Source organism: Shewanella donghaensis (genome assembly GCF_007567505.1).
In the GTDB taxonomy this organism is placed as follows: domain Bacteria; phylum Pseudomonadota; class Gammaproteobacteria; order Enterobacterales; family Shewanellaceae; genus Shewanella; species Shewanella donghaensis.
This window is the reverse complement of record NZ_CP041783.1, coordinates 861,614-884,669: the sequence shown is the minus strand read 5'-3', so window position 1 is coordinate 884,669 and position 23,056 is coordinate 861,614. Positions and strand designations below refer to the sequence as shown.

The 23,056-nt window shown below is 40.3% G+C and carries 22 protein-coding genes, 4 tRNA genes and 1 pseudogene; 17 read left to right on the top strand and 10 right to left on the bottom strand.

Going from position 1 to position 23,056, the window contains the following annotated elements; all coding sequences use genetic code 11:
• Positions 1 to 126 precede the first annotated feature (126 nt).
• Positions 127 to 636, top strand: coding sequence for a hypothetical protein (locus FPK91_RS03725; RefSeq protein WP_144208172.1), 510 nt, complete (start codon positions 127 to 129; stop codon positions 634 to 636).
• 28 nt (positions 637 to 664) lie between these two features.
• Here the strand turns inward: FPK91_RS03725 and FPK91_RS03720 are convergent, their stop codons facing one another.
• Positions 665 to 1,615, bottom strand: a complete 951-nt coding sequence (locus FPK91_RS03720; protein WP_144208169.1) for an IS110 family RNA-guided transposase — start codon at positions 1,613 to 1,615, stop codon at positions 665 to 667.
• 248 nt (positions 1,616 to 1,863) lie between these two features.
• A pseudogene (locus FPK91_RS03715) lies at positions 1,864 to 2,755 on the bottom strand (IS91 family transposase); the annotation flags it as partial.
• 328 nt (positions 2,756 to 3,083) lie between these two features.
• Here FPK91_RS03715 and FPK91_RS03710 point away from each other — a divergent pair.
• The 13 genes from FPK91_RS03710 to FPK91_RS03650 all read left to right on the top strand — a co-directional run bounded on the left by FPK91_RS03710 (position 3,084) and on the right by FPK91_RS03650 (position 15,901).
• Entirely contained in the window at positions 3,084 to 4,700 is a 1,617-nt protein-coding gene (locus FPK91_RS03710; protein WP_227006677.1) for a sugar porter family MFS transporter, read from the top strand.
• Between the two features lie 88 nt (positions 4,701 to 4,788).
• Positions 4,789 to 5,568, top strand: coding sequence for a glucose 1-dehydrogenase (locus tag FPK91_RS03705; RefSeq protein WP_144208166.1), 780 nt, complete (start codon positions 4,789 to 4,791; stop codon positions 5,566 to 5,568).
• 33 nt (positions 5,569 to 5,601) lie between these two features.
• The gene (locus FPK91_RS03700) at positions 5,602 to 6,621 is read left to right on the top strand and encodes an aldose epimerase family protein (protein WP_144208163.1); all 1,020 of its coding nucleotides are present in this window, start codon (positions 5,602 to 5,604) and stop codon (positions 6,619 to 6,621) included.
• Positions 6,622 to 6,879: 258 nt separating this feature from the next.
• Positions 6,880 to 8,304, top strand: coding sequence for an aldehyde dehydrogenase family protein (locus tag FPK91_RS03695; RefSeq protein ID WP_144208160.1), 1,425 nt, complete (start codon positions 6,880 to 6,882; stop codon positions 8,302 to 8,304).
• Between the two features lie 26 nt (positions 8,305 to 8,330).
• Entirely contained in the window at positions 8,331 to 9,488 is a 1,158-nt protein-coding gene (locus FPK91_RS03690) for a mandelate racemase/muconate lactonizing enzyme family protein (protein WP_144208157.1), read from the top strand.
• A gap of 27 nt (positions 9,489 to 9,515) precedes the next feature.
• The gene (locus tag FPK91_RS03685) at positions 9,516 to 10,508 is read left to right on the top strand and encodes a 2-dehydro-3-deoxygalactonokinase (RefSeq protein ID WP_144208154.1); all 993 of its coding nucleotides are present in this window, start codon (positions 9,516 to 9,518) and stop codon (positions 10,506 to 10,508) included.
• A complete protein-coding gene (locus tag FPK91_RS03680) occupies positions 10,509 to 11,138 on the top strand; it encodes a 2-dehydro-3-deoxy-6-phosphogalactonate aldolase (protein ID WP_144208151.1) in 630 nt (209 codons plus the stop codon).
• Between the two features lie 360 nt (positions 11,139 to 11,498).
• Complete coding sequence (locus FPK91_RS03675) at positions 11,499 to 12,239, top strand: FadR/GntR family transcriptional regulator (RefSeq protein ID WP_144208148.1); 741 nt, start codon at positions 11,499 to 11,501, stop codon at positions 12,237 to 12,239.
• 74 nt (positions 12,240 to 12,313) lie between these two features.
• Positions 12,314 to 13,042 carry a FadR/GntR family transcriptional regulator gene (locus FPK91_RS03670; RefSeq protein ID WP_144208145.1) on the top strand — a complete coding sequence of 243 codons (729 nt, stop codon included), beginning with the start codon at positions 12,314 to 12,316 and terminating at the stop codon, positions 13,040 to 13,042.
• 218 nt (positions 13,043 to 13,260) lie between these two features.
• Entirely contained in the window at positions 13,261 to 14,046 is a 786-nt protein-coding gene (locus FPK91_RS03665) for a 2-keto-4-pentenoate hydratase (protein WP_144208142.1), read from the top strand.
• A gap of 138 nt (positions 14,047 to 14,184) precedes the next feature.
• A complete protein-coding gene (locus tag FPK91_RS03660) occupies positions 14,185 to 14,649 on the top strand; it encodes an NUDIX hydrolase (protein ID WP_144208139.1) in 465 nt (154 codons plus the stop codon).
• A gap of 51 nt (positions 14,650 to 14,700) precedes the next feature.
• Positions 14,701 to 15,330 (top strand): FMN-binding negative transcriptional regulator, encoded by a 630-nt coding sequence (locus FPK91_RS03655; RefSeq protein WP_144208136.1) that lies wholly within the window; start codon positions 14,701 to 14,703, stop codon positions 15,328 to 15,330.
• 64 nt (positions 15,331 to 15,394) lie between these two features.
• Positions 15,395 to 15,901, top strand: a complete 507-nt coding sequence (locus FPK91_RS03650; protein ID WP_144208133.1) for a GNAT family N-acetyltransferase — start codon at positions 15,395 to 15,397, stop codon at positions 15,899 to 15,901.
• A 5-nt stretch (positions 15,902 to 15,906) separates the two neighbouring features.
• On the opposite strand, the gene rrtA is transcribed toward FPK91_RS03650, so the two are convergent.
• Positions 15,907 to 16,536 (bottom strand): rhombosortase, encoded by a 630-nt coding sequence (rrtA, locus tag FPK91_RS03645; RefSeq protein WP_227006676.1) that lies wholly within the window; start codon positions 16,534 to 16,536, stop codon positions 15,907 to 15,909.
• An 8-nt stretch (positions 16,537 to 16,544) separates the two neighbouring features.
• Positions 16,545 to 17,246, bottom strand: coding sequence for a 7-cyano-7-deazaguanine synthase QueC (gene queC / locus FPK91_RS03640; RefSeq protein WP_144208130.1), 702 nt, complete (start codon positions 17,244 to 17,246; stop codon positions 16,545 to 16,547).
• 389 nt (positions 17,247 to 17,635) lie between these two features.
• Between queC and queE the strand changes: the two genes are divergently transcribed.
• Positions 17,636 to 18,304, top strand: coding sequence for a 7-carboxy-7-deazaguanine synthase QueE (gene queE / locus FPK91_RS03635; protein ID WP_144208127.1), 669 nt, complete (start codon positions 17,636 to 17,638; stop codon positions 18,302 to 18,304).
• Positions 18,305 to 18,319: 15 nt separating this feature from the next.
• Here queE and FPK91_RS03630 read toward each other — a convergent pair.
• From FPK91_RS03630 to FPK91_RS03605, 6 genes are all read right to left on the bottom strand, one after another.
• A protein-coding gene (locus tag FPK91_RS03630; protein ID WP_144208124.1) for an IS3 family transposase occupies positions 18,320 to 19,497 on the bottom strand; the annotation gives its coding sequence in 2 pieces (ribosomal slippage) (positions 18,320 to 19,239 and positions 19,239 to 19,497; 1,179 coding nt in all).
• 238 nt (positions 19,498 to 19,735) lie between these two features.
• Positions 19,736 to 20,797 (bottom strand): PLP-dependent cysteine synthase family protein, encoded by a 1,062-nt coding sequence (locus FPK91_RS03625; RefSeq protein ID WP_144208121.1) that lies wholly within the window; start codon positions 20,795 to 20,797, stop codon positions 19,736 to 19,738.
• A 247-nt stretch (positions 20,798 to 21,044) separates the two neighbouring features.
• Positions 21,045 to 21,129, bottom strand: a tRNA-Tyr gene (locus FPK91_RS03620).
• A gap of 113 nt (positions 21,130 to 21,242) precedes the next feature.
• A tRNA-Tyr gene (locus FPK91_RS03615) sits at positions 21,243 to 21,327 on the bottom strand.
• Between the two features lie 107 nt (positions 21,328 to 21,434).
• Positions 21,435 to 21,519: transfer RNA gene (locus tag FPK91_RS03610), tRNA-Tyr, on the bottom strand.
• A 29-nt stretch (positions 21,520 to 21,548) separates the two neighbouring features.
• Positions 21,549 to 21,633 (bottom strand) — tRNA-Tyr (locus FPK91_RS03605).
• A gap of 123 nt (positions 21,634 to 21,756) precedes the next feature.
• On the opposite strand from FPK91_RS03605, the gene FPK91_RS03600 reads away from it, so the two are divergent.
• Together FPK91_RS03600 and FPK91_RS03595 are read left to right on the top strand one after the other, a co-directional pair.
• Positions 21,757 to 22,260 carry a VC2046/SO_2500 family protein gene (locus FPK91_RS03600; RefSeq protein WP_144208118.1) on the top strand — a complete coding sequence of 168 codons (504 nt, stop codon included), beginning with the start codon at positions 21,757 to 21,759 and terminating at the stop codon, positions 22,258 to 22,260.
• 261 nt (positions 22,261 to 22,521) lie between these two features.
• A complete protein-coding gene (locus tag FPK91_RS03595; protein ID WP_144208115.1) occupies positions 22,522 to 22,809 on the top strand; it encodes a DUF406 family protein in 288 nt (95 codons plus the stop codon).
• The last annotated feature ends 247 nt before the right edge of the window (positions 22,810 to 23,056 follow it).

Below are 23,056 nucleotides of genomic sequence, written 5' to 3'. Positions count from 1 at the left end.
AAGCCAATCAAGCGGGACTAAAAACAGTTTGCTCGGTTTCGCTTCGCTACACATTTTAGCAAACAATTTTTAGCCCCTTATTGGGGCGTTATGCGTATGCGTTATATATATGGAGAGTATGGTTAAATGAATATGATAGATTCAATAGTATCTCTTCCAAGGCTAATAGAACTTTTTGCTATGCTCGACGAAAAACTATCTGAAATAGGCTGTGCAATAAATAATTCCGCAGATCCTGATACTGATGGTTTATTTGATAAGTCAGAGTATTTCGTTGGTGTTGGTTTGGTGGCTGCACAACAATTTCTAGTTGAAGTTGCCTCTTTTTCAAGTATAAAAAAAGATAATGCATATAAGCTGGGTCCACGTCATCGTTCAGGAATAGCATATGCAACAGCAATAAATTCTGCTGCAAATTATTGGAAACATGAAGCTGAGTGGTGGAGTGGTTTAGATGAAATTAATAGTGGTAATATAAGGACAATGAATCACGTTAGTACCATTGCTGATACTAATCATTACCAGCTTTCTAATTTCATATTCGCTTTATCAAACAATAAAGAAGTAAAGCTTATGTTCCTGATACCTATAATAACTGAATGGTTTAATTCGGTTAAGAATTCAAAATACGCATAACAAGAGACTATGGCGTCAATAGTTAATTTTAAGCTTTTGGCGCTTCCCACAAAACACCGTCTCTTAACATCGAATTTAAGATCACAACCATTTTCCTAATGCAGGCAATAATAGCCACTTTCTTTGGTTTTCCTGCCGCAACTAACCGCTGATAAGTCTCTTTAAAAACAGGGTTAGATTGTATTGCTGACATCATTGCCATGTACAAAACAGTTCTGACTTGATGCCGTCCTCCTTGGATCTTTCTGTGCCCTTTGAAGCGTCCACTTTCTTTATTCATCGGTGCTACACCGACCAACGAACTGGCTTCTTTGTTATTAATATACCCAAGCTCTGGTAGGTTGCTGATGATAGATGCAGCGGCAATTTTACCAATCCCTTTCATGCTTTGTAGGATGATATTTTTAGCCTGATAATCAGGACAAGACTCGATGAGTTTAACGATTTTATCTTCTATCTTTGTTATCTGATTTTTGAACACGGTTAAGATGGGTTTGATCGTCATAGCAAGCTCTTTGGGTAAAATTTGAAGCCTGTTCTTTTCCATTGTTTGCATGACTAATAGTTGATTACGTCTGCCTACAAGATCGCTCATAGCCTGCATAATACTGGGCTTGAGCGTTGATAGTCTGGGTTTAATTGCTTCACTGAAATGTGCTATTAGCTGTGCGTCTAACTTATCTGTTTTAGCGCGCTGACCTATTGCACCAGCAAAGCGTTTTATGTGAACAGGATTGGCTATCACGAAAGGTAAATTGGCATTAGCACAAGCCATAATAAACGGCATTTCAAGGCGGCCAGTTGCTTCAATAACAATGCGTTCAGGTTGGTGTTTCTTGATGAGACTGACAGCTTCTTTTATCCCTTTTTCATCGTTAGATACGGTGAAATAGATATCAAGTGGTCGAATATAAATATCGAGTTGGTACTTGCCTGTATCGACGCCGACGTTAATGTTTTGATTAGTTTTTGATTTCATAATAAGCTAACTCTTGCTTGCAAATGCGGGTTCGAGACCCAGTAGACTATTCGAGTATTTTGCTTGGAGTCGTTTGTCGCGTTCTTTCTTGTTATCGGTCTCTCAATAGAGGATCCATCACTCAATCGAACTACGACAAATGAAAGCTTTAGTTGCAGCTAAAGCCTGGGTCTCACATTACCCGAAACTGGGAATTAAGTGTAATTAGGTGGGTTTATTATCCATACAAGCCACTCTCATTGTTAAGAGTCCCTGACTCGCCTTAACCCTTAGGCATTATGTGCTGCAGTACCAACCATAGAAACTCAACTGTGGGTAAAGTACGTATTTCAGTGGTGTTGGCCTGGCTATTTTGATACTCAAAGGACACCTGACTACTGGTTGCACTGACGATATTTTTATCAGGTAACAAGCCACGATAAAGATAACGCGACAGGTATTTAAGCGCTGGTAAGCCTTTACCTACGTGTTGGCAGTCAACCACCCACTTTTTGGGTATTGAGTTAGGCAGTTTGAGATTATGTTTTTCCATATAGGCCAGTAGTCTTGCTCGCCAGACTTTGGCAAGATTAAAAGCGTTGAACAGGTATTTACCCTTGTTCTTTTTCCATTGTTTTTTGTGCTTATCGAAACTGCCTGCCGGAATGATGAAGTGAATGTGCGGATGCTTCTTATAACACAAGGGGCACGCCTACGATTGTGGGTATGCAGCACGCCCGTAACCCCCATTTCACCGCCCAGTTGTTTGGCGTTTTTAGCAAAGTCTTTTAGCACGCTTGCTGCCACCGAGAACATGGCTTGATACATCAACTCAGGTTGCTGTTTAGTGACGCTTCGCAGTTCATAAGGCAAGGTGAACGTCACCATAAAATAATCAACAGGCAGGAGTTTTGCTTGCTGCTTGTTGAGCCAACCTTCAGTGGTATTGTGCTGGCACAGAGGGCAACTGCGATGACCACATGATAGTGGAGCCGTATGAGTGCAGCCCTGACATGCCCACTGGCTGGTTCGCTCAGTATTTGTAGTGCTGCGACAATTAAGCATGGCGAAAATGGCTTGGTGCATCGAGGGGGGAATGTGACCATCATAAGCCTGATTAAAGTCATCAAGGTGGTCGCGTAAAAGTTCGATGAACAATATATGTTCCCTCCTTTAATTCTATTTCAATTCAATCAAACGTATTGCTTACTTAAACATCATATGTTTAAATCGTGTTACTAAAATGATTGCCGTATGTAGCGAAAGGTGGTTTTACCATCTGTAATATCGCCATAAACCCAATCTATTAAGGTAAAAATATTAGTGGAAGTCGATATCGTTTGCAGTGCTGTTTTTGCGAATGAGTTATTTGAATGACTGCCACAGTAAATAACATCGGTTGGCTTAACCTTAGCAGGGCATGGAGACTAAACATGGTGTCAGCCAATGCTAATTTTAAACTCGATTTTCGAGGTTTGGGGAAACTATTTTGTTAGAGAACACATTGTCAGAAAGCACTTCGCAACAGTCTAAAGTTGTTTCGAGCCAAGCTTCGAAAAGCAGAAACTTTCAAGCGATAAAGTTTGCATTGATTGCCGCTTTTGGTGGCTTTGTATTTGGCTTAGATGCCGCCAATATTTCTGGTGCGCTGCGTTTTGTTAGCTCCCAATTTGAATTAACAAGTATGCAAACCGGCAACGTGGTTGGTTGCGCTATTGTCGGGGTGATTTTAGCGCTGTTTTTTACAGGGAGTCTGTGTCAGCACTTCGGCCGTAAAAAGGTGTTACTTGCCATTGCCTTGACCTATTCATTGTCTACCGTGATTTCAGCCTTTGCTAATAGTTACGAAATGTTAGTGGTAGGGCGCTTTATCGGCGGTGTCGCCTTTGCCTCAATCACGGTATCTGCCATGTATATTGGTGAAATTGCCCCTGCGAAACAGCGCGGGCAATTTGTATCGATAAATCAGCTATTGATAACGTTAGGGAGCTTAGTTGCTTTCATCGTTAATTATTTCTTAGTTAAATCAATGGGCAATATTGAAGCATTAACGGATCAGAATATATGGCGAGTGATGTTAGGGTTTGAGCTAGTGCCTAATGTTATTTGGTTCGGTTTATTACTGACCATCCCAGAGTCACCACGCTGGTTGATGAGTAAGCAACGAAATACAGAGGCTGAACAAGTCTTTAATGACATTTCAGATCCTGCTGAAGTGCCTGCAATGATGGAAGATATTAAACAAACTATTGCGCAAGACAGTAACACCTCAGTGATTCAGCAGCTTAAGTTACTTTTTAGTAAACCCATGCGTTTTTTAGTCATTCTTGCAGTGTGCTATGCCGTTGTGCAGGGTGCGACAGGGATGAATGCGGTGTTGTTTTACGCACCTACCGTGTTTGAACAAATCGGCATGAGTGTTGAAGATACCTTTTTACAAACCATAGTGCTCGGGGCTGTGTCGGTATTATTTACCCTTGTTGCGATATTCACGGTTGAGAAATGGGGTCGTAAAGTATTAACGGTGGGCGGCTTATTATTAATTACGGTTGCACACTGTTCAATTTGGTATGGTTTTGACAATGCAACTTACGTTATTAACCAACCTGCGATTGAAACAATTGCTGAGCAAGGTGTTGATGCGAATAAACTAATTCCATTTATTGGGAAAGATTACCACAGTGATGTAGAGTTAAAGACTGATTTAGCCAGCGTGTATTCTAAGAAAGAATTACCGTTAGTCAGTGGCGCTATTATTAATGCCTCAATTAATATTAATCCTGCATTTGTTTTGTTTGGTTTATTTGCCTTTTTAGCGGCGTTTAACATGTCGATAGGCCCTATTATGTGGGTCATATTTTCAGAAATTTTCTCAAGTCGGGTTCGCAGTGTTGCACTGCCGTTTGCGGCATTAGTGCAAAGTATTTCGAGTTGGAGTATCCAACAGTTTTTCCCTTGGCAGCTGGAAAACATGGGCGCTGCGAATACCTTCTTGTATTACGGCGGGGTTGCGTTTGTAGGTTGTTTTGTGATGATGCTAATTTTACCTGAGACCAAAGGTAAATCCATTGAAGCCATTGAAAGACAATTAGTGAAACAGGGATAAATTACTCGCTAAACGCGGTTGTTAACACGTTAGAGCTAATCGCTGTATTCAAGAGTTGTTTTAGAAAAATAATAAGTAGAGAAGTCATATGTCAGATCGGTTAATAGGTGAGGTTGCTATCGTTACGGGCGGCGCTGATGGAATAGGTCGCACTATAGCTTTAGAGTTTTGTCAGCAAGGCGCGAAAGTGTGTGTTGCTGATATGAACAGTGAATTGGGGCTTGATGCCGTTGAAGCGTTAGTGGCAAAAGGTTACCAAGCTATATTTGTGAAAACCGATATTTCGGATGAAGCAATGGTCGATGCCATGGTCGCTATAACGGCTGCTGAACTTGGCGCGCCAACAGTATTAATTAATAACGCTGCACTGATTAGTCCGGGTAATGAGATAGAGTCTGTTGGCGTTGATGCGTGGAAAAAAAGCTTTTCAGTCAACGTTGATGGGATGTGGTATTGCAGTAAAGCCGTTTTACCTCATATGAAAGCCAATGGCCGTGGCAGTATCGTCAATGTTGGGTCAGTGCATTCATTTAAAATTGTGCCTGGGTATTTTCCTTACGCGGTGACAAAACATGCGGTTATCGGGCTCACTCGAAACCTAGCGGTTGAATTCGCTCAATATAATATTCGTGTTAATGCGTTATGCCCTGGAATGATTGAAACGCCGATGGCATTTAAGTCATGGGAAGCTACTGACGATCCACAAGCGTCAAGACAAGCTATGGGTGAAGTGCATCCGTTAAAACGTAATGGCACCACTGAAGAAGTCGCTAAACCGGCATTGTTTTTAGCCAGCCAAGATTCAAGCTTTATGACAGGACAAAGCCTTGTGGTTGATGGTGGTCGTTCGGTCATTTATCACGATTAGCACCTCAATTGTTGGAACATAAAAGTGGCCACGATGGTGTCTTTACAAAAGTCGACTAAAGACGGTTTTGAGCTTATTACCATTGCCAACAATACCCTGTCTTTTACCGTGGTTCCTGCCATTGGTGCGAAAATCATTTCATTAAAATCGAAGCTTACTGGCAGAGAGTGGCTTGAACAACCTCAAGGCGCTCATGCTTTTTTGAAACAGCCAAACTATGGAGAGTCATTCGTCAATGGCTTTGATTGTGGGGGCTGGGATGAATGCTTTCCCAGTATCAGTGGCGAGCAATACGCTTTGCCTGCGCTTAGGCATGTATTAATTCCTGATCACGGTGAGCTATGGTGTTTACCGTGGCAAGTCACTGAAATTATCGAGTGTTCTCATTTCATCTCGTTGACGCTTCGCTGCGTGGGTAAACAGTTACCTTATGTGTTTACCCGTACCTTAACTCTTGCCGCTGATGCTAACCATATCGATATTCAATACCAGCTTACGAATAACAGCGGCTATCAATTACCGTTTGTGTGGTCAATGCATCCGATTTTTGCTGCTGAAAAAGGCATGACCATAGCGCTTTCAAAAGGGATTAACCGCTTTAAAACCGACAGTGGTTTTAAAGCGTTTTTTAATACAGATGCTATTACAGCGCAATGGCCTTATAAAAAACAGCAGCAAGGTAAATGGATTGATTTGGATAAGGTGTTAGCACAAGACAGTCACTTTGCCTGCAAGCTTTATAGTGATGATTTAGCAACGGATGCGATTAAAAGTCAGTCTATTGAGGTTGCCTTAGTTGAGCCGCCATTAGCCAATGGCGCTTATCAACAACGATGTGGTTTTAGGTATCATAGTCATGATATTTCACATTTTGGCTTATGGTTGAACTATCGAGGCTGGTCTGGCAGTGATCAACCTCCTGCCTATGTCGTGGGATTAGAGCCTTGCTTAGGGGGTGCTGATTCACTTATTGAAGCGATAAATCGCGATGAATATTACTTCATCAACCCCAATAGTAAACGTAACTGGTCGGTACAATGTTTTATTGTGTAAGTGTTATTAATGAGTGTGTTTAATTTCTAAGTAGCTGTTATAAATTGTATTAGTCATAACTTTTATGAAAACTAAGCAATTCCCTTTGTTAACAATTATGCAAACTATTTACGTTTGGTTATTGTTTTCTTAAACATCATATGTTTAAATACTTATCATGTATCGCGTACCAGTATGCTTATTTGACTATTGATTAACGTGTTCAGTAAATAGCTTATTACCTAGTTTGTTTTGAATTTTTCACATGGAGCGTTGCTAATGCTGTCTAAACAACTTTATATCGGCGGTAAACTCATCTCGAGCGGATTAACCACTGATGTTATCAATCCTGCAACTCTTTTACCGGTAGGCAGTATTGCTGCGGCAGATATTCCTCAAGCTGAGTTAGCGCTTGAAGCTGCACAAAAAGCATTTCCAATTTGGTCTAAAACATCGATTAAACAACGTACGGATTGGATGTATAAATTACGTGATGCGGTGATTGAAAATGAACAGCATTTACGTGAGTGTGTCCATCTTGAAATGGCTAAGCCTTGGGCATCAACTAAAGATGACTACCAAATGTTGGTCGACAGCTTAAATTTTTACGCTGATGCCATGCTCAATTTAGCGCAAGAGACCTTAGAAGATAAAGAGGGCACTCACGTCCATGAACTTCGCCGCGAGCCAGTAGGGGTTGCAGCTGCATTTCTTGCATGGAATTTCCCGCTACTTAATCTTGCTTATAAGTTAGGCCCTGCAATGGCTGCTGGTTGCCCTATTGTCATTAAGCCTTCTGTTAAAACTCCTTTATCTGCTTATGCCGTTGGTGAACTTTGCGCTCAAATTGGTTTACCTGATGGCGTGGTTAATATACTTTCTGGCCCCGATCACAAAGTGGGCGATGCCATTTCTGCATCCACTATTCCATCTTTATTGACATTAATCGGTTCAACCAATGTCGGTAAGCACGTAATTGGTACAGGGGCGACGTCAATCAAACGCTACTCGATGGAGCTCGGTGGCAATGCACCTGCCATCGTATTTGCTGATGCAGATTTAACCACGGCTGCAGATGTTATTTGCGGCGTGAAATACAGTAATGCTGGCCAAATTTGTGTTGCTCCTAACCGAGTCTTTATTGAAGAGTCAGTGGCTGACGAATTTATTGAAATGGTGCTAACCCGCACTCATTCCGTCAACGTTGGTTTTGATAAAGAGGCTGATATTGGAATGGGGCCACTGATGGACAGTGCATCTTGGCAGCGTATCGATGGCTTAGTAAAAGAAGCGATTGCCCAAGGCGCCAAGTTGTTATCAGGCGGGAGTAAACCACCAGGATTAGAAACGGGTTATTTTTACAGTCCTACCGTGTTACTGGGTGTGACACCAGAAATGGCGATATCGAAAGAAGAAGTTTTTGGACCTGTTATTAGCATTGCTACCTTCAAAAAACATGAAGATGTACTGAACCTTGCTAATGATACTGATGCGGGCTTAACCGCTTATGTATTTACTCAAGATCAAACGACAGCAGATCATTTTGCGGACGAACTTCGTTTTGGCGAAGTACAAATTAATGGGATTAAATATGCCATTAATTTGCCGCACTTTGGGATTAAGCAGTCAGGGGTTGGAGTTGATTGTTCGTTGCTAGCGCTCGACGATTACTTGGCTTATAAACGCATCTCACGTGCGCTTTAATCAGATTAATTTAGGACTATTATTGAATGAAAATTACTGAAATTATAAGCCACGTTCTGCAGTACGATCTTGAAGAAGAGTTAGGTTACTCGCAGCAGTATTATGCCAAACGTACTACTCACCTAGTCGAAATTAAAACGGATGTTGGCATAACAGGTTGGGGTGAGTGTTTTGGTGGTGGCGGAATCGCGTTTGCCAACAAAACAATCGTTGAAAAAGTGATTCAACCGATGATCCTTGGTATGGATCCGCTAGATCGCGAAGTGATCTGGCATAAGGTGTACAACTTAATGCGCGACCATGGTCAAAAAGGCATGCCTATTCAGTCTTTGTCGGGTGTAGATATCGCTTTATGGGATATCGCCGGTAAATTCCTTAACCAGCCTGTCTATAAGTTATTGGGCGGTGCTTTTAGAGACCGTATTCCAGCTTATGGTTACGGCATGATGCTACAACGTCATGACGACCTTGAAGCACGCTTTACTGATGAAAGTGCACGTATTAAAGACATGGGCTTTAAAGCCATGAAAATGAAAATCGGTTTAAGTCCCGATAGAGATATTAAATTAGTTGAAGCTGTACGCCGCGGCATTGGTGATATGCAATTAATGGTCGATGCGAACCATGCCTATACCACCAGAGAGGCGATCCCTCTGGGACGTGAGCTGCAAAACCTTGACGTAAATTGGTTTGAAGAACCCGTAGCACCTGAAGATAAACAAGGTTACCGAGAACTGTGTGAAGCCTTAGATATGACCATTGCAGGTGGTGAAGCAGAATTTACCCGCTGGGGTTTTAGAGACTTAATTGAAAATCGCTGTGTTGATTTATTGCAACCTGAAGTATGTGCATTAGGTGGCATTACCGAATACCAAAAAGTATTAGCGATGGCGCACGCACATTTTATTCCGGTAATAAATCATGTTTGGGGTTCAGCTATTGCGGTGGGTACCAATTTGCATTTATTGGCAGCATTACCTGATTTACCAGGCGCAGCTCATCCAATTCAGCCGATGCTCGAATACGATACTACCCCGAATTTATTCCGTGAAGACTTACTTAAAGAGCCATTGAACATTCTTAAGCAAGTTAAAGAAAACGACGGCACGGTTGCACTTCCACAAGGTCCTGGTATTGGCGTAGAGCCAGATCCAGACTTCATAAAACATTATGAAGTTTTCTAAGCCCACATCACTGTAGAGAATTTTTGAATGACAGAGCAATCGTCACCCACGCCTGTACTTATTGCAGTCGATTGGGGGAGTAGTAATTTTCGCGCCTTTTTATTGGATAATCGCGGCAAAATCTTGTCTGAAGTATCGGCGCCTCAAGGTATGTTATGCCTGAAAAAAGATGAATTTGAACCTGCGCTTTTAGCCCAAATTCAGCCCTGGGTTACTGACTTTTCAGTGCCAGTGTTAATGGCCGGTATGGTGGGTAGCGCACAAGGTTGGGTCGATGCTGGCTATATAGATTGCCCAGCAGATGCTAATCAAGCCGCGATAAATTTATGTCATGTGGATAACGAATCGCAATTGTCTATTCGCATTGTACCGGGCGTTAAGTGTCAGACTGCTAATTTACAACCTGATGTTATGCGCGGTGAAGAAGTGCAGGTATTCGGCGCCGTATCATTGATTGAGCACGAGTTGGGCTTATTAAACAATGCCCAATTAGATATGTTAGTTTTTTGCTTACCTGGAACCCATTCTAAATGGATAAAAATGGCTAAGAATGATCAAGGTCAACCAATCGTAGAAAGCTTGTCGACTCAAATGACGGGCGAGATGTACAACATTGTTGTTGAAAACAGCATTCTTGGAAAAGGCTTAGATAAACAAGCGACTGATGTTGATATGGATAGCTTTTTACAAGGGGTGCATACCAGTCAAAGAGAGGGTGGTTTACTGCATCATTTATTTAGCGCGAGAACCTTACGACTAGAACAGCGATTAGATGACAAGCATGTTTGTAGTTATATTTCAGGATTACTGATTGGCGCTGAATTATGTTCAGTATTGGCGGCATCATCCCTTGAACATATTTACCTCATCGGTAGTTCGACTTTAAATACACTTTATGCTCAAGCTCTAAAAGAACTTGGTTTACTTTCAACTCCAGTGAGCAGCGCGAAAGCCTCTGCGTTAGGCATGGTGATGATAGCTCAGCAAGCGAATTTAATTAAATCAAAGGAAGTGCATTAAATGCCGATTACTCTTAAAGAAGCCATGAGCCAAATGCCATTGGTCGCTATTTTACGTGGCGTGACACCCGCTGAAGTATTAGATGTTGCCGATGTTTTAGTGACCGCTGGATATCGTGTTATTGAAGTCCCGTTAAACTCACCGTCGCCTTATGAAAGTATTAAGTTACTCAGTTATAAATACGGTAATGACGTCATCATCGGTGCTGGCACGGTTGTTACCAAGGAACAAGTTGATTTAGTCGAAGCAGCGGGTGGGCGTATAATTATTTCTCCCCATGCTGATGCTGAATTGATTCGGTACAGTAAAGCGAAAGACCTTTATTGTGTACCTGGTTTTTTCACACCATCGGATGCTTATGCGGCTATTAATGCGGGTGCAGATTCGCTTAAATTATTCCCTGCTGATGCTTTTGGCCCTAAGGGGTTAAAAGCAATGTCAGTTGTTCTTCCTGATATTGATATTTTACCTGTAGGTGGCGTCTCGCCTGACACGATGCAAGCATTTTTAGATTCTGGTGCTAAAGGGTTTGGACTCGGCAGTGGTTTGTTTAAAGCCGGTATGACTATTTCTCAAGTACAGCAGAATGCGAATGCCTATGTTGATGGATACAGAGCGACTCTTACATAGGCACTGTTCATAGTAACTGTTCATAGAAACAGTTAATAAGTGCTGTTCATAAGTGCTGCTCATAAGCGCTTTTAAACATGTTTCTATAAAGCTCATTGACGATACAAACCGATATCAGCAATGCAAAAAATGATGAAGTAAAAGATTGCTTCATTATTTTTTTATAAAACATCATGCTCGTTTGAATCATCACTTAACTTTCTATAACACCTACTACGTTAGTAACAAATCAAAATCCTCTAGCATTCAGATCTACATATTTACTGCTGTTACTTTGTTCTCGACAATAATAAGTTGATAGTTCGAATAGTCGATTGTAATCAATTGACATGACAAACATACTATGTTTACATAGAGCTTATGAGTGAATTAATCTATTACGACCTAAAGTGTACCCAAGGTATGTCGCCTAGTCTTTCGGTACAAGTTGCTAAAGAACTTGGACGACGTATTGTTTCTGGCGCATTTGAAGCACAGAGTCTTATTGACGATGAAAATGCCTTGGCGTCTCGGTATCATGTTAGCCGAGTGGTAGTACGTGACGCTGTAAAGATTCTAGTAAGCAAAGGTTTATTAGAAGTGCGGCGGGGCATTGGTACTCGTGTTCAATCACGAGATAAGTGGAATATGCTAGATGATGACATTTTAGCCTGGCATTTATCAGCGCCACCCAATCTTAATTTTTTAAAGCAGCTAATGGATGTACGATTAGCATTTGAGCCTAAAGCAGCGCGATGGGCTGCTGAGCGTGCGACGGATGCAGACATTGCTGAAATTGCAAAAGCAGTTGAAGGAATGGCGCAGGCTTCAAGTACTGCCGAAGACTTTATTATTGCTGATTCATTGTTTCATAAAGCGGTGATGAAAGCCGCAAACAATGGTTTTCTGGCATCGATGGAAGGCGTTATATATTCTGCGTTATTGGTAAGTATTAAAATGACCAATAAAGACCCTCGAGACAATGGAGCGTCGGTTCCTTTTCATCGAGATGTGTATGAAGCCATTTTAAAGCGTGATGGTGACAAAGCTGAGAAATTAACCGAAAAACTGCTCAATGATGCCAGTATTCGCCTTTCTCTTAGCCAAAGTGACAATAATTAACGTCAGACGGTTGTGTATCATCACAAAATCGTATACATAGTATGTAGTTATATTTCTTGGGATAGAATAATTACATGAGTGAACTAACATACTACGATTTAAGAAGAACAAACTCGATGTCGCCGAGTTTGCCGGTTCAAGTGGCCAAAGAATTAGGTCGTAGAATTGTTGCTGGTACTTTTACACCTGGCACATTGATCGATGATGAGAATAAACTTGCTGAGCGTTATCAGGTGAGTCGCGTTGTTATCCGTGATGCTGTGAAGATTTTAGTGGGTAAAGGTTTACTGGATGTTCGTCGTGGCATTGGTACTAAAGTTAAGCCGCGTAATAACTGGGCTTTACTGGATGACGATGTGCTTGCATGGCACCTTTCTGCACCATTAAATCCTGAGTTCCTTAGTCAGCTTATGGAATTCCGTTTAGCGTTTGAACCTAAAGCGGCAAGTTTAGCTGCGCAATTAGCAACTGATGAAGATATTCAGACCATTGCTGATGCATTGGCTGAAATGGAAGCTGCCACCGCTGATGTGGACCGTTTTGTTATTGCCGATGCACATTTCCATAGCGCGATATTAAATGCCTCACATAATGAATTATTCATTTCGATGGAATGTGTCATCTTTTCAGCATTGCTAGTCAGTATTCGTGTGACTAACCAAAATGATGCTGAAAACAAAAGCTCAATACCATTTCATAAAGAAGTGTTTGATGCGATTAAAGCAAAAGACAGTACGTTAGCCCAATCGTTAACAGAAACGCTGTTGAGCGACGCCAAAGCAAGGCTTGTAGAATTGATGTAATTTCTGTATGTGTAATGGCTAGCAGCATTATCTGATAGATAAAATTAATGTGCTTAAATCTTAAGGTTTAAGCACATTTTTATTTATTGCTTAGAAGTAATCCATATTGATCCTCTAAACATCATATGTTTAACTGTATAGCATTGAATCGAATTAATTTTTACTGTTTTACCGTCTCTTTCTCTCATTGCTTAACTTAAGCCACATAAGGATTTAGTGTGTCCAATATTTCAAAAAAAGTTGATCAACAAGTATTACGTTTTAAATCGATATCAGAGCATTTGTTAGCACAGCGCAATGCTACACAGCCTAAGTCTGAATTTAACTTATCACAGTCGCCAAAAACCTTGGCTGATGCTCACGGCGTACAGCAATTGATGATAGCCCTACATGAACATGCTCCCATTGGGTGGAAGTGTCTTACTCCAAGAGAAGATGGCAGTATTATCGCAGCGCCATTGTTGGGGAAAGTGGTTGAAACTCAATCGGTTTGTCAGATAAAAGCGGTTAATGGTCAAGCTTTGATAGAGCCTGAAATCGCATTCTTACTTAAAAATAACTTACCCAGTGGCAAACATTACAGCGAAGCTGAAATTGATGCAGCCATAGGCTCAACTCATATGGCATTAGAGCTTATACAACCAAGATTTAGCCAGGGTTATAAAGCTAATCATTATGAGCGTCTAGCTGACGGTTTAAGTAACCAAGGGCTGTTTATTGGCCCTCAAATTGATAAAACAGCGGCTTATAAGGCGGCTAGCATTCCCATTACACTGACTCAGGCAGGGATTAAACATGATTATGTCGGTGTTCACCCATGTGAATTACCTCAAAATCCTCTGTATTGGCTGGTTAACTATTTATCTGAATTAGGTATCGAGCTAAAAGCAGGCGAATACATTATAACGGGGTCATACCACGGCGTAATAAAGGTCGATATGGATACACCTCTATCCGTTGTTTATGACAACTTAGGTGAATTTGAAGTGAGCTTTTCATCTTAACCTAAACTCAATAACTTAAGTCATTTTCGTATATACACAATAGAGCCAGTGTTACTTATATCGATTAATGCGGTATCAACGCTGGTTTTTTATGTGATAGTCTTTTATCAAATTTACTTTACTGAGGATAAACCCCAAATGGATGTGCCGGAAAACCATGAAAACACCCATTTTAGTGGCTGTAAATTGGCATTGATATTTCACGATCAACTGGTGGTTTATTTAAGGGATGATAAAAGTACGATTCCATTTCCTAACAAATGGGATTTTGCTGGTGGAGGAAGGGAAGGGATTGAATCCGCTGAAGAATGTGTATTAAGAGAGTTACATGAAGAATTTGATATTGCTCTGAGTGCCGATCGTTTGATATATAAGCAAGGCGGGCTAAATCAAACCAGTAATGGTTTATCTTACTTTTTTGCGGCCCATATTCATCAACACGAAATAGATGCGATAAATTTTGGTAGTGAAGGTCAATATTGGCAGTTAATGCCGATAGAAACCTACCTTGAACATCCTGACGGTATTGTACCGTTACAGCAAAAACTAACAGACTTTCTCGCCTTTAATGATCATACAGTATCGAGTAATAATGAAGGTTGAGTAATTATTAAGGGCAGTAATGATTAAGGACTGTAATGATTAAGGATAGTAATGTACATACCTAAAAATTTAGCAATGGAATTAGAGCAAAGTATTGCGTTAATTAAGCAATATGGCTTTGCTGTTATCACCTCATCAGATCTTCAAGCAAGTCATTTACCCCTCATTATTGAACGACTTGATCCTGCTACTAATGATTCAACCCACCAACAAACAGCTGAGTATGTCTTGTATGGACACATGGCTAAAGCCAATCCACATTGGAAGGCTATGCAGTCTCAATCTGTGTTAGTTGTTTTCTCAGCCCCTCATGGTTATATTTCACCGACCTGGTACGACAGCTTTCCTGCGGTTCCCACATGGAATTATGCCGTAGTGCATGTAAATGGGACTTTTGAACTGACTGAAGACGCAGTGACACTAGATAAGCTAAATCAAACTATTTCTAAATATGAGCCGAGTATTTTAAAAGATGGCGGCTTTATACCTGCTGAGTATCGCGATAAGTTGAGTAAAGCGATAGTTGGTTTCAAAATTTCTATTACCTCGATAGCTGGTAAATCAAAATTAGGTCAACATCGTTCAGAATTAGATCAAGCAGGTGTGCTAGCAGGTTTGGCAAAATCGGGTAATTTAGAGTCGCAGCTTTTATATCAATATACCAAGAAAATACTAAGCTAAAACCACTGAGTTTGGCTTAACTAATATAGATTAACCGTTTACTGATAAAAACGAGAGGGAATGAATGGAAAGTTCAGATGGTGAAGGTGCTGGGAGCGATGGTTATACTATTTCAACAAATAATGAAATGTTAGATATCCCATTTATTCATCAATTTATATCACAGACCTATTGGGCGAAAGGGATCCCCAAAAGTGTGTTAGAAAAAGCTATTCAGCATTCTTTATGTTTTGGTGTATACGCGCTCGATGGAAAGCGAGTAGATAAACAAATAGATAAACAGATTAGTAAGCAGGTCGGGTTTGCTAGATTGATAACCGATAGAGCTTCTTTTGCATACTTAGCAGATGTCTTTATTATCGATGAGCATAGAGGCCTAGGTTTAAGTAAATGGCTTATTGACGCTGTAGTTAATCATGAAGATGTTAAAGGCATGAGGAGAATGATGCTCGCCACCAGAGATGCACACGGATTGTATGCTCAGTTTGGTTTTTTACCGATAGAAAACCCTGAAATTTTAATGCAAATTTGGCGACCCAATATTTATATGAAGTCGCAAAATGATGATTAAGTGATTTATTTCAAGCTGTGATGATATTTAAAATGTCGTGCTAATGGCAACCAAACTAATCCACAGAATAATCCGCTAATCACGCCAATTAAGTGAGATTCTGTCGCAACTCTTGCATTAATAAGCTCACTGACGCCTTCACTTGCACCGAAGTACATTTCATAACTGACTTTAGCAAATACCCCTAAAAGTAGCAGATAGCCAGACTTGTAGCCTCTACGTATGTCCAGCAAGGCCCCAAAAGTGAATAACCCATGCAACAAGCCGCTTAAGCCGACATAGCCTTTTAGCTCAGGGAAAAATAAATATAACCCTAGACCTTCGAGTATCGCGAGACTGATAAACAAACTGACTAATTTAAAGTAGTGACGTTTGTAATGAACTTCATGTAAAAACAATATCACCCAAAAACCCGCAAGGTTCATGAGTAAGTGCCACAAGTTGGTATGGAGTATATTGCCAGTGGCAATTCTCCACCATTCACCTTGTCCAATAAGATCATATCGATAAGCGAATAATTTATCGATATTAAAACCAGTGGCCTGATTTAAGCTAAGGGCAAACAGTACACAGCAAATAACACTGATTGTCATCGCAAATACGTACATGCCACCCTTGCTGTGTCTATTTCCCATTGAGTTACCTATTTATTGTCTGGATTAGCCATTTTGCTGTTTAAAGAATTCATAACAGTTTCAGCATCGTTGAGATAATCTTCTAAACCACGTTGGCGAAGGGTACAAGCTGGGCAGTCACCACAACCATTGCCTTTAATACCGTTGTAACAGGTTAATGTTTCATCTTTTACCAAGGTTAATGAATTATATTTGTCAGCGAGTGCCCATGTTTCTGCTTTGTTTAGCCACATTAACGGCGTCACGATGTTAAGTTGCTTATCCATACCTAATGACAGTGACTGCTGAATTGATTTTACAAATTCATCTCTACAATCAGGATAGCCTGAAAAATCAGTCTCGCAAACGCCAGTGATAATAGCGTCACAACCTAATTGGTATGCATAAATGCCCGCTAACGTTAAGAACAGGATGTTTCTGCCTGGTACGAATGTGTTAGGTAATCCGTTGTTCATGATTTCATGAGACACAGGAATTGAATCTCGAGTTAGCGCTGAGACTGCAAGTTCATTCAGTAAGCCTACATCCATTACTTTATGACTGGCGATGTTTAAATCTTTGGCAAGAGCCTGCGCAATATCGATTTCTTCTCGGTGACGTTGTCCGTAATCAAAGGTTATGGCATGTACTTCATCGTACTGCGACATAGCTTGAATAAGACAAGTGGTTGAGTCTTGACCGCCACTAAATACGACTATTGCTTTTGACATTTTTTCACCATTAAAAATTAAAGATAATACAGTTGATGCTACAGCTAACAATTATAGCCGAAATAGCGAGTTTGCTTGATTACTTATTAAATTATATAGATTTTAATTGTAACTTTTCTTTCATCGCGGCGTAAATCCAGCTGCAGTATGGTAAAGAATGAGACTATTTTGCGTTATTTGACCTCACTATTATAGGTTTGAGATTAAACGTGGGTTTTAGTTGCCTAAATGATCAGCAAACTAATAGGAATAAACATTAATTCGACTTAAAAAATGGTTTGAGTGATGGCTAGCGATATGGTTTGATTCCACTTTTACTATGCTGAAAAGGTTGCAGGCTAAATCAAAATGCACTATAAATGCGCCCTTGTTGAAAATAAGGTCGTTAAATGAAATATCCAGTCAATGAAGTTTTTGAAACCATCCAAGGTGAGGGCAGCTTTACAGGTGTACCAGCACTGTTTGTTCGTCTTCAGGGCTGTCCGGTAGCTTGTTCTTGGTGTGATACCAAGCAAACTTGGGATGTACTCGAAGAAAACAAGGTTTCTCCAGACCAAGTCATTACTGTCGATGGCACCATTGGCCGTTGGTCAAATCATGATGCCAATTCATTAATGGCCGCATTCAAGCTAAAAGGCTTTACTGCTAAACATATCGTTATTACCGGTGGCGAACCTTGTTTATACGACTTATCAGAAATGACTAAGCAATTTATCGATGCCTCTTATAGTGTTCAAATTGAAACCAGTGGTACCTTTGAAGTACTTTGTGATGACAAAGTGTGGGTTACCGTATCACCTAAAGTGAATATGAAAGGTGGCTATGAGGTACTCACCTCGGCTTTAGAGCGCGCAGACGAGATTAAACACCCGATTGCAACGCAAAAACATATTGATGAACTTGATGCGTTATTAACTGACATTGATGTTTCGAATAAAACGGTTTGTTTGCAACCGATCAGTCAAAAGCCACGAGCGACAGAACTTGCAATGAAGACGTGTATTAGCCGTAACTGGCGTTTATCTATTCAGACACATAAGTATTTAGATATAGATTAAGTCAGGTTGTAGTGGTCAACTGATATTGGCCACGCTCTTAGAGTTTAACCAGAACAATCGTTCTGACTCGTTGGGTGTCAGCCCTCCATTATATTGGTGGGGCCTGACCTGACAGTAATACTGAATTATGTATCGAGTAATTTCTTGTTGAGCTTCAATAAAGCTACGATAACCTACCGTCGGCACCCATTCTGTTTTCAAACTTCTAAAGAAACGCTCCATTGGTGCATTATCCCAGCAATTTCCTCGTCGAGATAAGCTTTGCTTTATCTGGAAACGCCACAGCAATTGGCGGTATCTCCTGCTTGTATAATGAGTCCCTTGATCACTGTGAAACATCACGCCTTGTGGCTTACCACGAGACTCGTAGGCCATTGACAGAGCCTTACCTGTTAATCGACTATCAGGCGATAACGACATTGCCCAACCAATCGCTTTTCTAGCGAAAAGATCTATAACAACCGCTAAGTACATCCAGCGATTACCTGTCCAGATATAAGTGACATCACCAACCCAAACTTTATTGGGCTCAGTAACCGCGAACTGACGGCTCAGATAATTTGGTATTTCAACATGCTCCTGTGATGCCCTTCGATACTTATGCTTGGGCAATTGGCAGCTCACTAAACCAATTTTTTTCATTAACTTAGCTGCTTTGTAGCGACTTAGGTTCGTTCCTAGATTTGTTACTATGCCAGCAATGGTTCTAGCTCCTGCGGAACCATTGCTGGCAGTGTGAGCCTCGCTAACTAAGCTACGAAGCTTTACTGTTTCTATATCAATGCTTACTGGTCGTTTCCGCCAGTAGTTGTAACTGCTTCGGTGAACATTAAAGACTTCGCATAATGTCTTTATGCTATGGCTCTGCTTGAGTTTCTTGATTATCAAGAATTGTTCAGTGAGTCCGACATCAACAGAGCCGTGGCTTTTTTTAATATTTCATTATGCTCTTCAAGGCGAGCTAACTTCTTCTTTAATTCACGTATTTCAATTTGCTCAGGCGTCATAGGTGATGCTTTAGGTGTTTTCCCCTGGCGTTCATCTTTTAGTTGGCGAACCCACTTATCCATTGTGGATTTTCCAACATTCATGGCTTGAGCAGCCTCTGTCACCGAGTAGTTCTGATCTAGGACTAATTGTGCCGCTTCTAATTTGAATTCAGCGCTAAATAGTCTTCTTGTACGTTTTGTCATAATGTCACCTGTTAACTTATGAGGTGATGATATCACCTCTAACTAAGTGACCAAATTCAGCGTACCACTACAGGTTTAGCAACTATCGGTTGTTGTTGTTGTTGTTGTTGAATAGATAGCACTTCAGATAAACAAAAAAAACCGCCTACATCATATATAAGATGTAGGCGGTTTTCGTTTAAAATGAATAATCAATTACTGCAACGGAAATTAATATCAAAAAATCAATACGGCATAACTAGCTTAAACAACCGCTAGTATTGAATCTTATTAATTGTGCATCATATTTTTCAGTACAACCAATATTGGCCTTAATCCACTGGTCATTATAATAAGTATCAAGATAACGCTCTCCTGAATCACATAATAACGTGACTAGTGACCCTGTTTTACCTTGTCGTTTCATCTCACAAGCTAATTCAAGCACGCCATAAAGGTTCGTCCCTGTTGAAGCTCCAACCTTACGGCCTAATAGCTGTTCTAACCATTTCATCGTTGCAATGGATGCTGTATCAGGGATCTTCTTCATATCGTCGACTACGCTTGCGATGAAAGAGGGTTCTACTCTTGGTCTACCAATACCTTCAATTTTGCTACCCGATTGACTTGAAATAGTGGCATCTCGATTATGATAGTAATCGTAAAAAACTGAATTCTCAGGATCTACAACACATAATTGCGTGTCTAACTGCTGATAATTGATATAACGACCAATGGTAGCTGAAGTGCCTCCAGTGCCAGGGCTCATTACAATCCAGGTGGGCGTAGGGTGTGGTTCTTTAAGCATTTGATTGAATATGGAATCAGCGATGTTGTTATTCCCACGCCAATCGGTAGCCCGCTCTGCATAAGTAAACTGATCCATGTAGTGACCATTAAGCTCAGTAGCTAAACGTTGGGATTCAGGATAAATTTCACCGCTGTTTTCTACAAAGTGACAGCTGCCACCATAAAACTCAATTTGCTGTACTTTCTTTTTAGCCGTAGATGAAGGCATTACAGCGATAAAAGGTAGCCCAAGCAATCGAGAGAAATAAGCTTCTGATACTGCGGTGCTGCCTGAAGAGGCTTCGATGATCGTAGTATTTTCATTAACCCAGCCATTTGAAAGGGCATATAGGAATAGTGAACGCGCGAGTCGATGCTTCAAACTGCCAGTAGGGTGAGTACTTTCATCTTTGAGATAAATATCAATGCCGTCTAACTGGGGAAGATCCAACTTAATTAAGTGTGTATCGGCGCTACGTTGAAAGTCGGATTCGATTTTTCCAATAGCTTGATTAACCCATTGTTTAGACATTTGGCATCCTAAGTGTGCAGTAAAATAATTATCATAGAGATAAATAACAACATCAGGAAGTTAAATCGCATTCATTTTTGAAGAAGGTCTTGTTTATGATGGGGAATATTTGTAACAAGAATTGAACTAACAAGATTAATGAAAATTTGAACTTTAAAAGGTGAAGGATAAAGACAGACTAAAAAATCAATTAACAAAAGGTGTTAAACAGGAAAGTTGAAATAAAGATGGGTGCGTATTAAAGAAATGGTGGAGGGAGAAGGATTCGAACCTTCGAAGGCTGAGCCGTCAGATTTACAGTCTGATCCCTTTGGCCACTCGGGAACCCCTCCACATGTTTTCTTTAACGCTTGTACTACGGTTTTACTTTCTACGACTCACATTAAAATCTGACTATATTGACCATATAAATAGATTTTAAACCAAGTTTTTACTTATAAATTAATGGTGGAGGGAGAAGGATTCGAACCTTCGAAGGCTGAGCCGTCAGATTTACAGTCTGATCCCTTTGGCCACTCGGGAACCCCTCCACATATTTTCATTTATTTTTACACGTTTTGCTTTTTACAACTTCATATTACGTCTATATATGTTGGCCACATATAATAGATTTTTACGTGAACCATTTACCGATAAATGGTGGAGGGAGAAGGATTCGAACCTTCGAAGGCTGAGCCGTCAGATTTACAGTCTGATCCCTTTGGCCACTCGGGAACCCCTCCACGAATCGGTATATTTATCACTGCGCAAATGGTGGAGGGAGAAGGATTCGAACCTTCGAAGGCTGAGCCGTCAGATTTACAGTCTGATCCCTTTGGCCACTCGGGAACCCCTCCTCAATTGCGGCGGCAATAGTAGTCACGAATGAATTATAAGTAAAGGAAAAATCGCAAAAAAAGCTCAAGTATCTGTTTAAGTGGTCGATAAAATATCAACCTTGATAATATTGTCGTAAATATATGCAAATTGAATATCCATTAGTCAACGAACTGCAGTTAGGCAATCGCCTAAATGATGCAGTCGAACATCATAGAAGAGGAGAGTTCGCGCTCTTACTTTCTATGTTGTCTAATGACGCCCGGGATATGGCTCAATTTCAACTTGATAATGATTTATCGAACGATGAAAAACTATATAAGCAATTAGACATTCCTCAACCTCAAGCGCTGGTATGTGATTTATCGCAATCAGTAGCCATCAATAATGCAGATGCATTTTATGGGAATGGTCTAAGTCAATTTCATTTACACCAAGCTTTGAAACCAGAAGCTGTGGTGACCCGAGGTAAATATGATGAGGATTTGCAAATAACCTTATCAAATTGCGATTTACTGACTAAATTAAAACATGAACAGGCTACACCAGCGATTACCGACTTAAATAGCATTCATTTTTTAGATCAGCTGGCGACTCAACGCAAAATAAGTGAAACCATTGGTAATCAGCTTAGCGCAGTTGCTTAAGCGCTTTATAATTAGATCTGCACATAAGCACATAAGCACATAAGCACATAATAATTGGTTTAGTAAGATTAGCTTGGAAGAATAATTCCATATATAAATAAGGGGTTTACAAACCAAATAAAAAGGTTGTTAACTCGACAATAAGCTTATGCAGTACGGCTTGTTGTGACAATATGTATATGTAAATGTGTGAACTATTTATACATTTTCTTTTAGTTTTTACGTTATGCTGACGCTTTAAAGCTTGGTATGGTGGATAAAATGATTAAGACGATAACGAAGCAAGATGTACAAGTTAGTGATAATTGCAATGACTGTGGCAGTTTTGTCGATATCGGTACCGTCATCGATGAGCAAGATACACAGTTAATATTACAAATCGATGGAGACGATAGTGCCTCAGTCGCTGAAGAGTTAATTAATACTGCAAAAGCGCGATTTGATAATGTAAAAGCCACGACAAAGGCATCAGAGCAACATATCCTGCTGTTTTTAGACTTTAGCTTTACTGTTGAAAAAATGATTTTCCAATTAGAAAATTCACTGTAGTTAAGCTGATGCTAATTTAAGTGTTTTTTTAACGTGTTAACACTTGCCGTTTTATTTTTGCGAGTGTAACCTGCGTAACACTTATGTATGATTTGAGTACCACTATTAGTGGTTAAAAATATTGTTTTATGTAAGTTTTTTGATAGATGACCTTTTATCTATCCTTTTTTAAGTTCGAATTTTTTGCTTTACCAAAACCTCCATAGAACGAGGTTGCCCGACTGTTATGATGTCCTTTTGGGAATAT

What these genes read in the sequence shown, in the direction of transcription:
- FPK91_RS03625 (WP_144208121.1), bottom strand. Translation starts at nt 20,797, where the DNA reads ATGTCTAAACAATGGGTTAATCAAGCTATTGGAAAAATCGAATCCGAC.
- FPK91_RS03690 (WP_144208157.1), top strand. Translation starts at nt 8,331, where the DNA reads ATGAAAATTACTGAAATTATAAGCCACGTTCTGCAGTACGATCTTGAA.
- FPK91_RS03670 (WP_144208145.1), top strand. Translation starts at nt 12,314, where the DNA reads ATGAGTGAACTAACATACTACGATTTAAGAAGAACAAACTCGATGTCG.
- FPK91_RS03695 (WP_144208160.1), top strand. Translation starts at nt 6,880, where the DNA reads ATGCTGTCTAAACAACTTTATATCGGCGGTAAACTCATCTCGAGCGGA.
- FPK91_RS03725 (WP_144208172.1), top strand. Translation starts at nt 127, where the DNA reads ATGAATATGATAGATTCAATAGTATCTCTTCCAAGGCTAATAGAACTT.
- FPK91_RS03650 (WP_144208133.1), top strand. Translation starts at nt 15,395, where the DNA reads ATGGAAAGTTCAGATGGTGAAGGTGCTGGGAGCGATGGTTATACTATT.
- FPK91_RS03720 (WP_144208169.1), bottom strand. Translation starts at nt 1,615, where the DNA reads ATGAAATCAAAAACTAATCAAAACATTAACGTCGGCGTCGATACAGGC.
- FPK91_RS03685 (WP_144208154.1), top strand. Translation starts at nt 9,516, where the DNA reads ATGACAGAGCAATCGTCACCCACGCCTGTACTTATTGCAGTCGATTGG.
- rrtA (WP_227006676.1), bottom strand. Translation starts at nt 16,536, where the DNA reads ATGGGAAATAGACACAGCAAGGGTGGCATGTACGTATTTGCGATGACA.
- FPK91_RS03600 (WP_144208118.1), top strand. Translation starts at nt 21,757, where the DNA reads ATGCAAATTGAATATCCATTAGTCAACGAACTGCAGTTAGGCAATCGC.
- FPK91_RS03655 (WP_144208136.1), top strand. Translation starts at nt 14,701, where the DNA reads ATGTACATACCTAAAAATTTAGCAATGGAATTAGAGCAAAGTATTGCG.
- FPK91_RS03705 (WP_144208166.1), top strand. Translation starts at nt 4,789, where the DNA reads ATGTCAGATCGGTTAATAGGTGAGGTTGCTATCGTTACGGGCGGCGCT.
- queE (WP_144208127.1), top strand. Translation starts at nt 17,636, where the DNA reads ATGAAATATCCAGTCAATGAAGTTTTTGAAACCATCCAAGGTGAGGGC.
- FPK91_RS03700 (WP_144208163.1), top strand. Translation starts at nt 5,602, where the DNA reads ATGGTGTCTTTACAAAAGTCGACTAAAGACGGTTTTGAGCTTATTACC.
- queC (WP_144208130.1), bottom strand. Translation starts at nt 17,246, where the DNA reads ATGTCAAAAGCAATAGTCGTATTTAGTGGCGGTCAAGACTCAACCACT.
- FPK91_RS03595 (WP_144208115.1), top strand. Translation starts at nt 22,522, where the DNA reads ATGATTAAGACGATAACGAAGCAAGATGTACAAGTTAGTGATAATTGC.
- FPK91_RS03680 (WP_144208151.1), top strand. Translation starts at nt 10,509, where the DNA reads ATGCCGATTACTCTTAAAGAAGCCATGAGCCAAATGCCATTGGTCGCT.
- FPK91_RS03675 (WP_144208148.1), top strand. Translation starts at nt 11,499, where the DNA reads ATGAGTGAATTAATCTATTACGACCTAAAGTGTACCCAAGGTATGTCG.
- FPK91_RS03660 (WP_144208139.1), top strand. Translation starts at nt 14,185, where the DNA reads ATGGATGTGCCGGAAAACCATGAAAACACCCATTTTAGTGGCTGTAAA.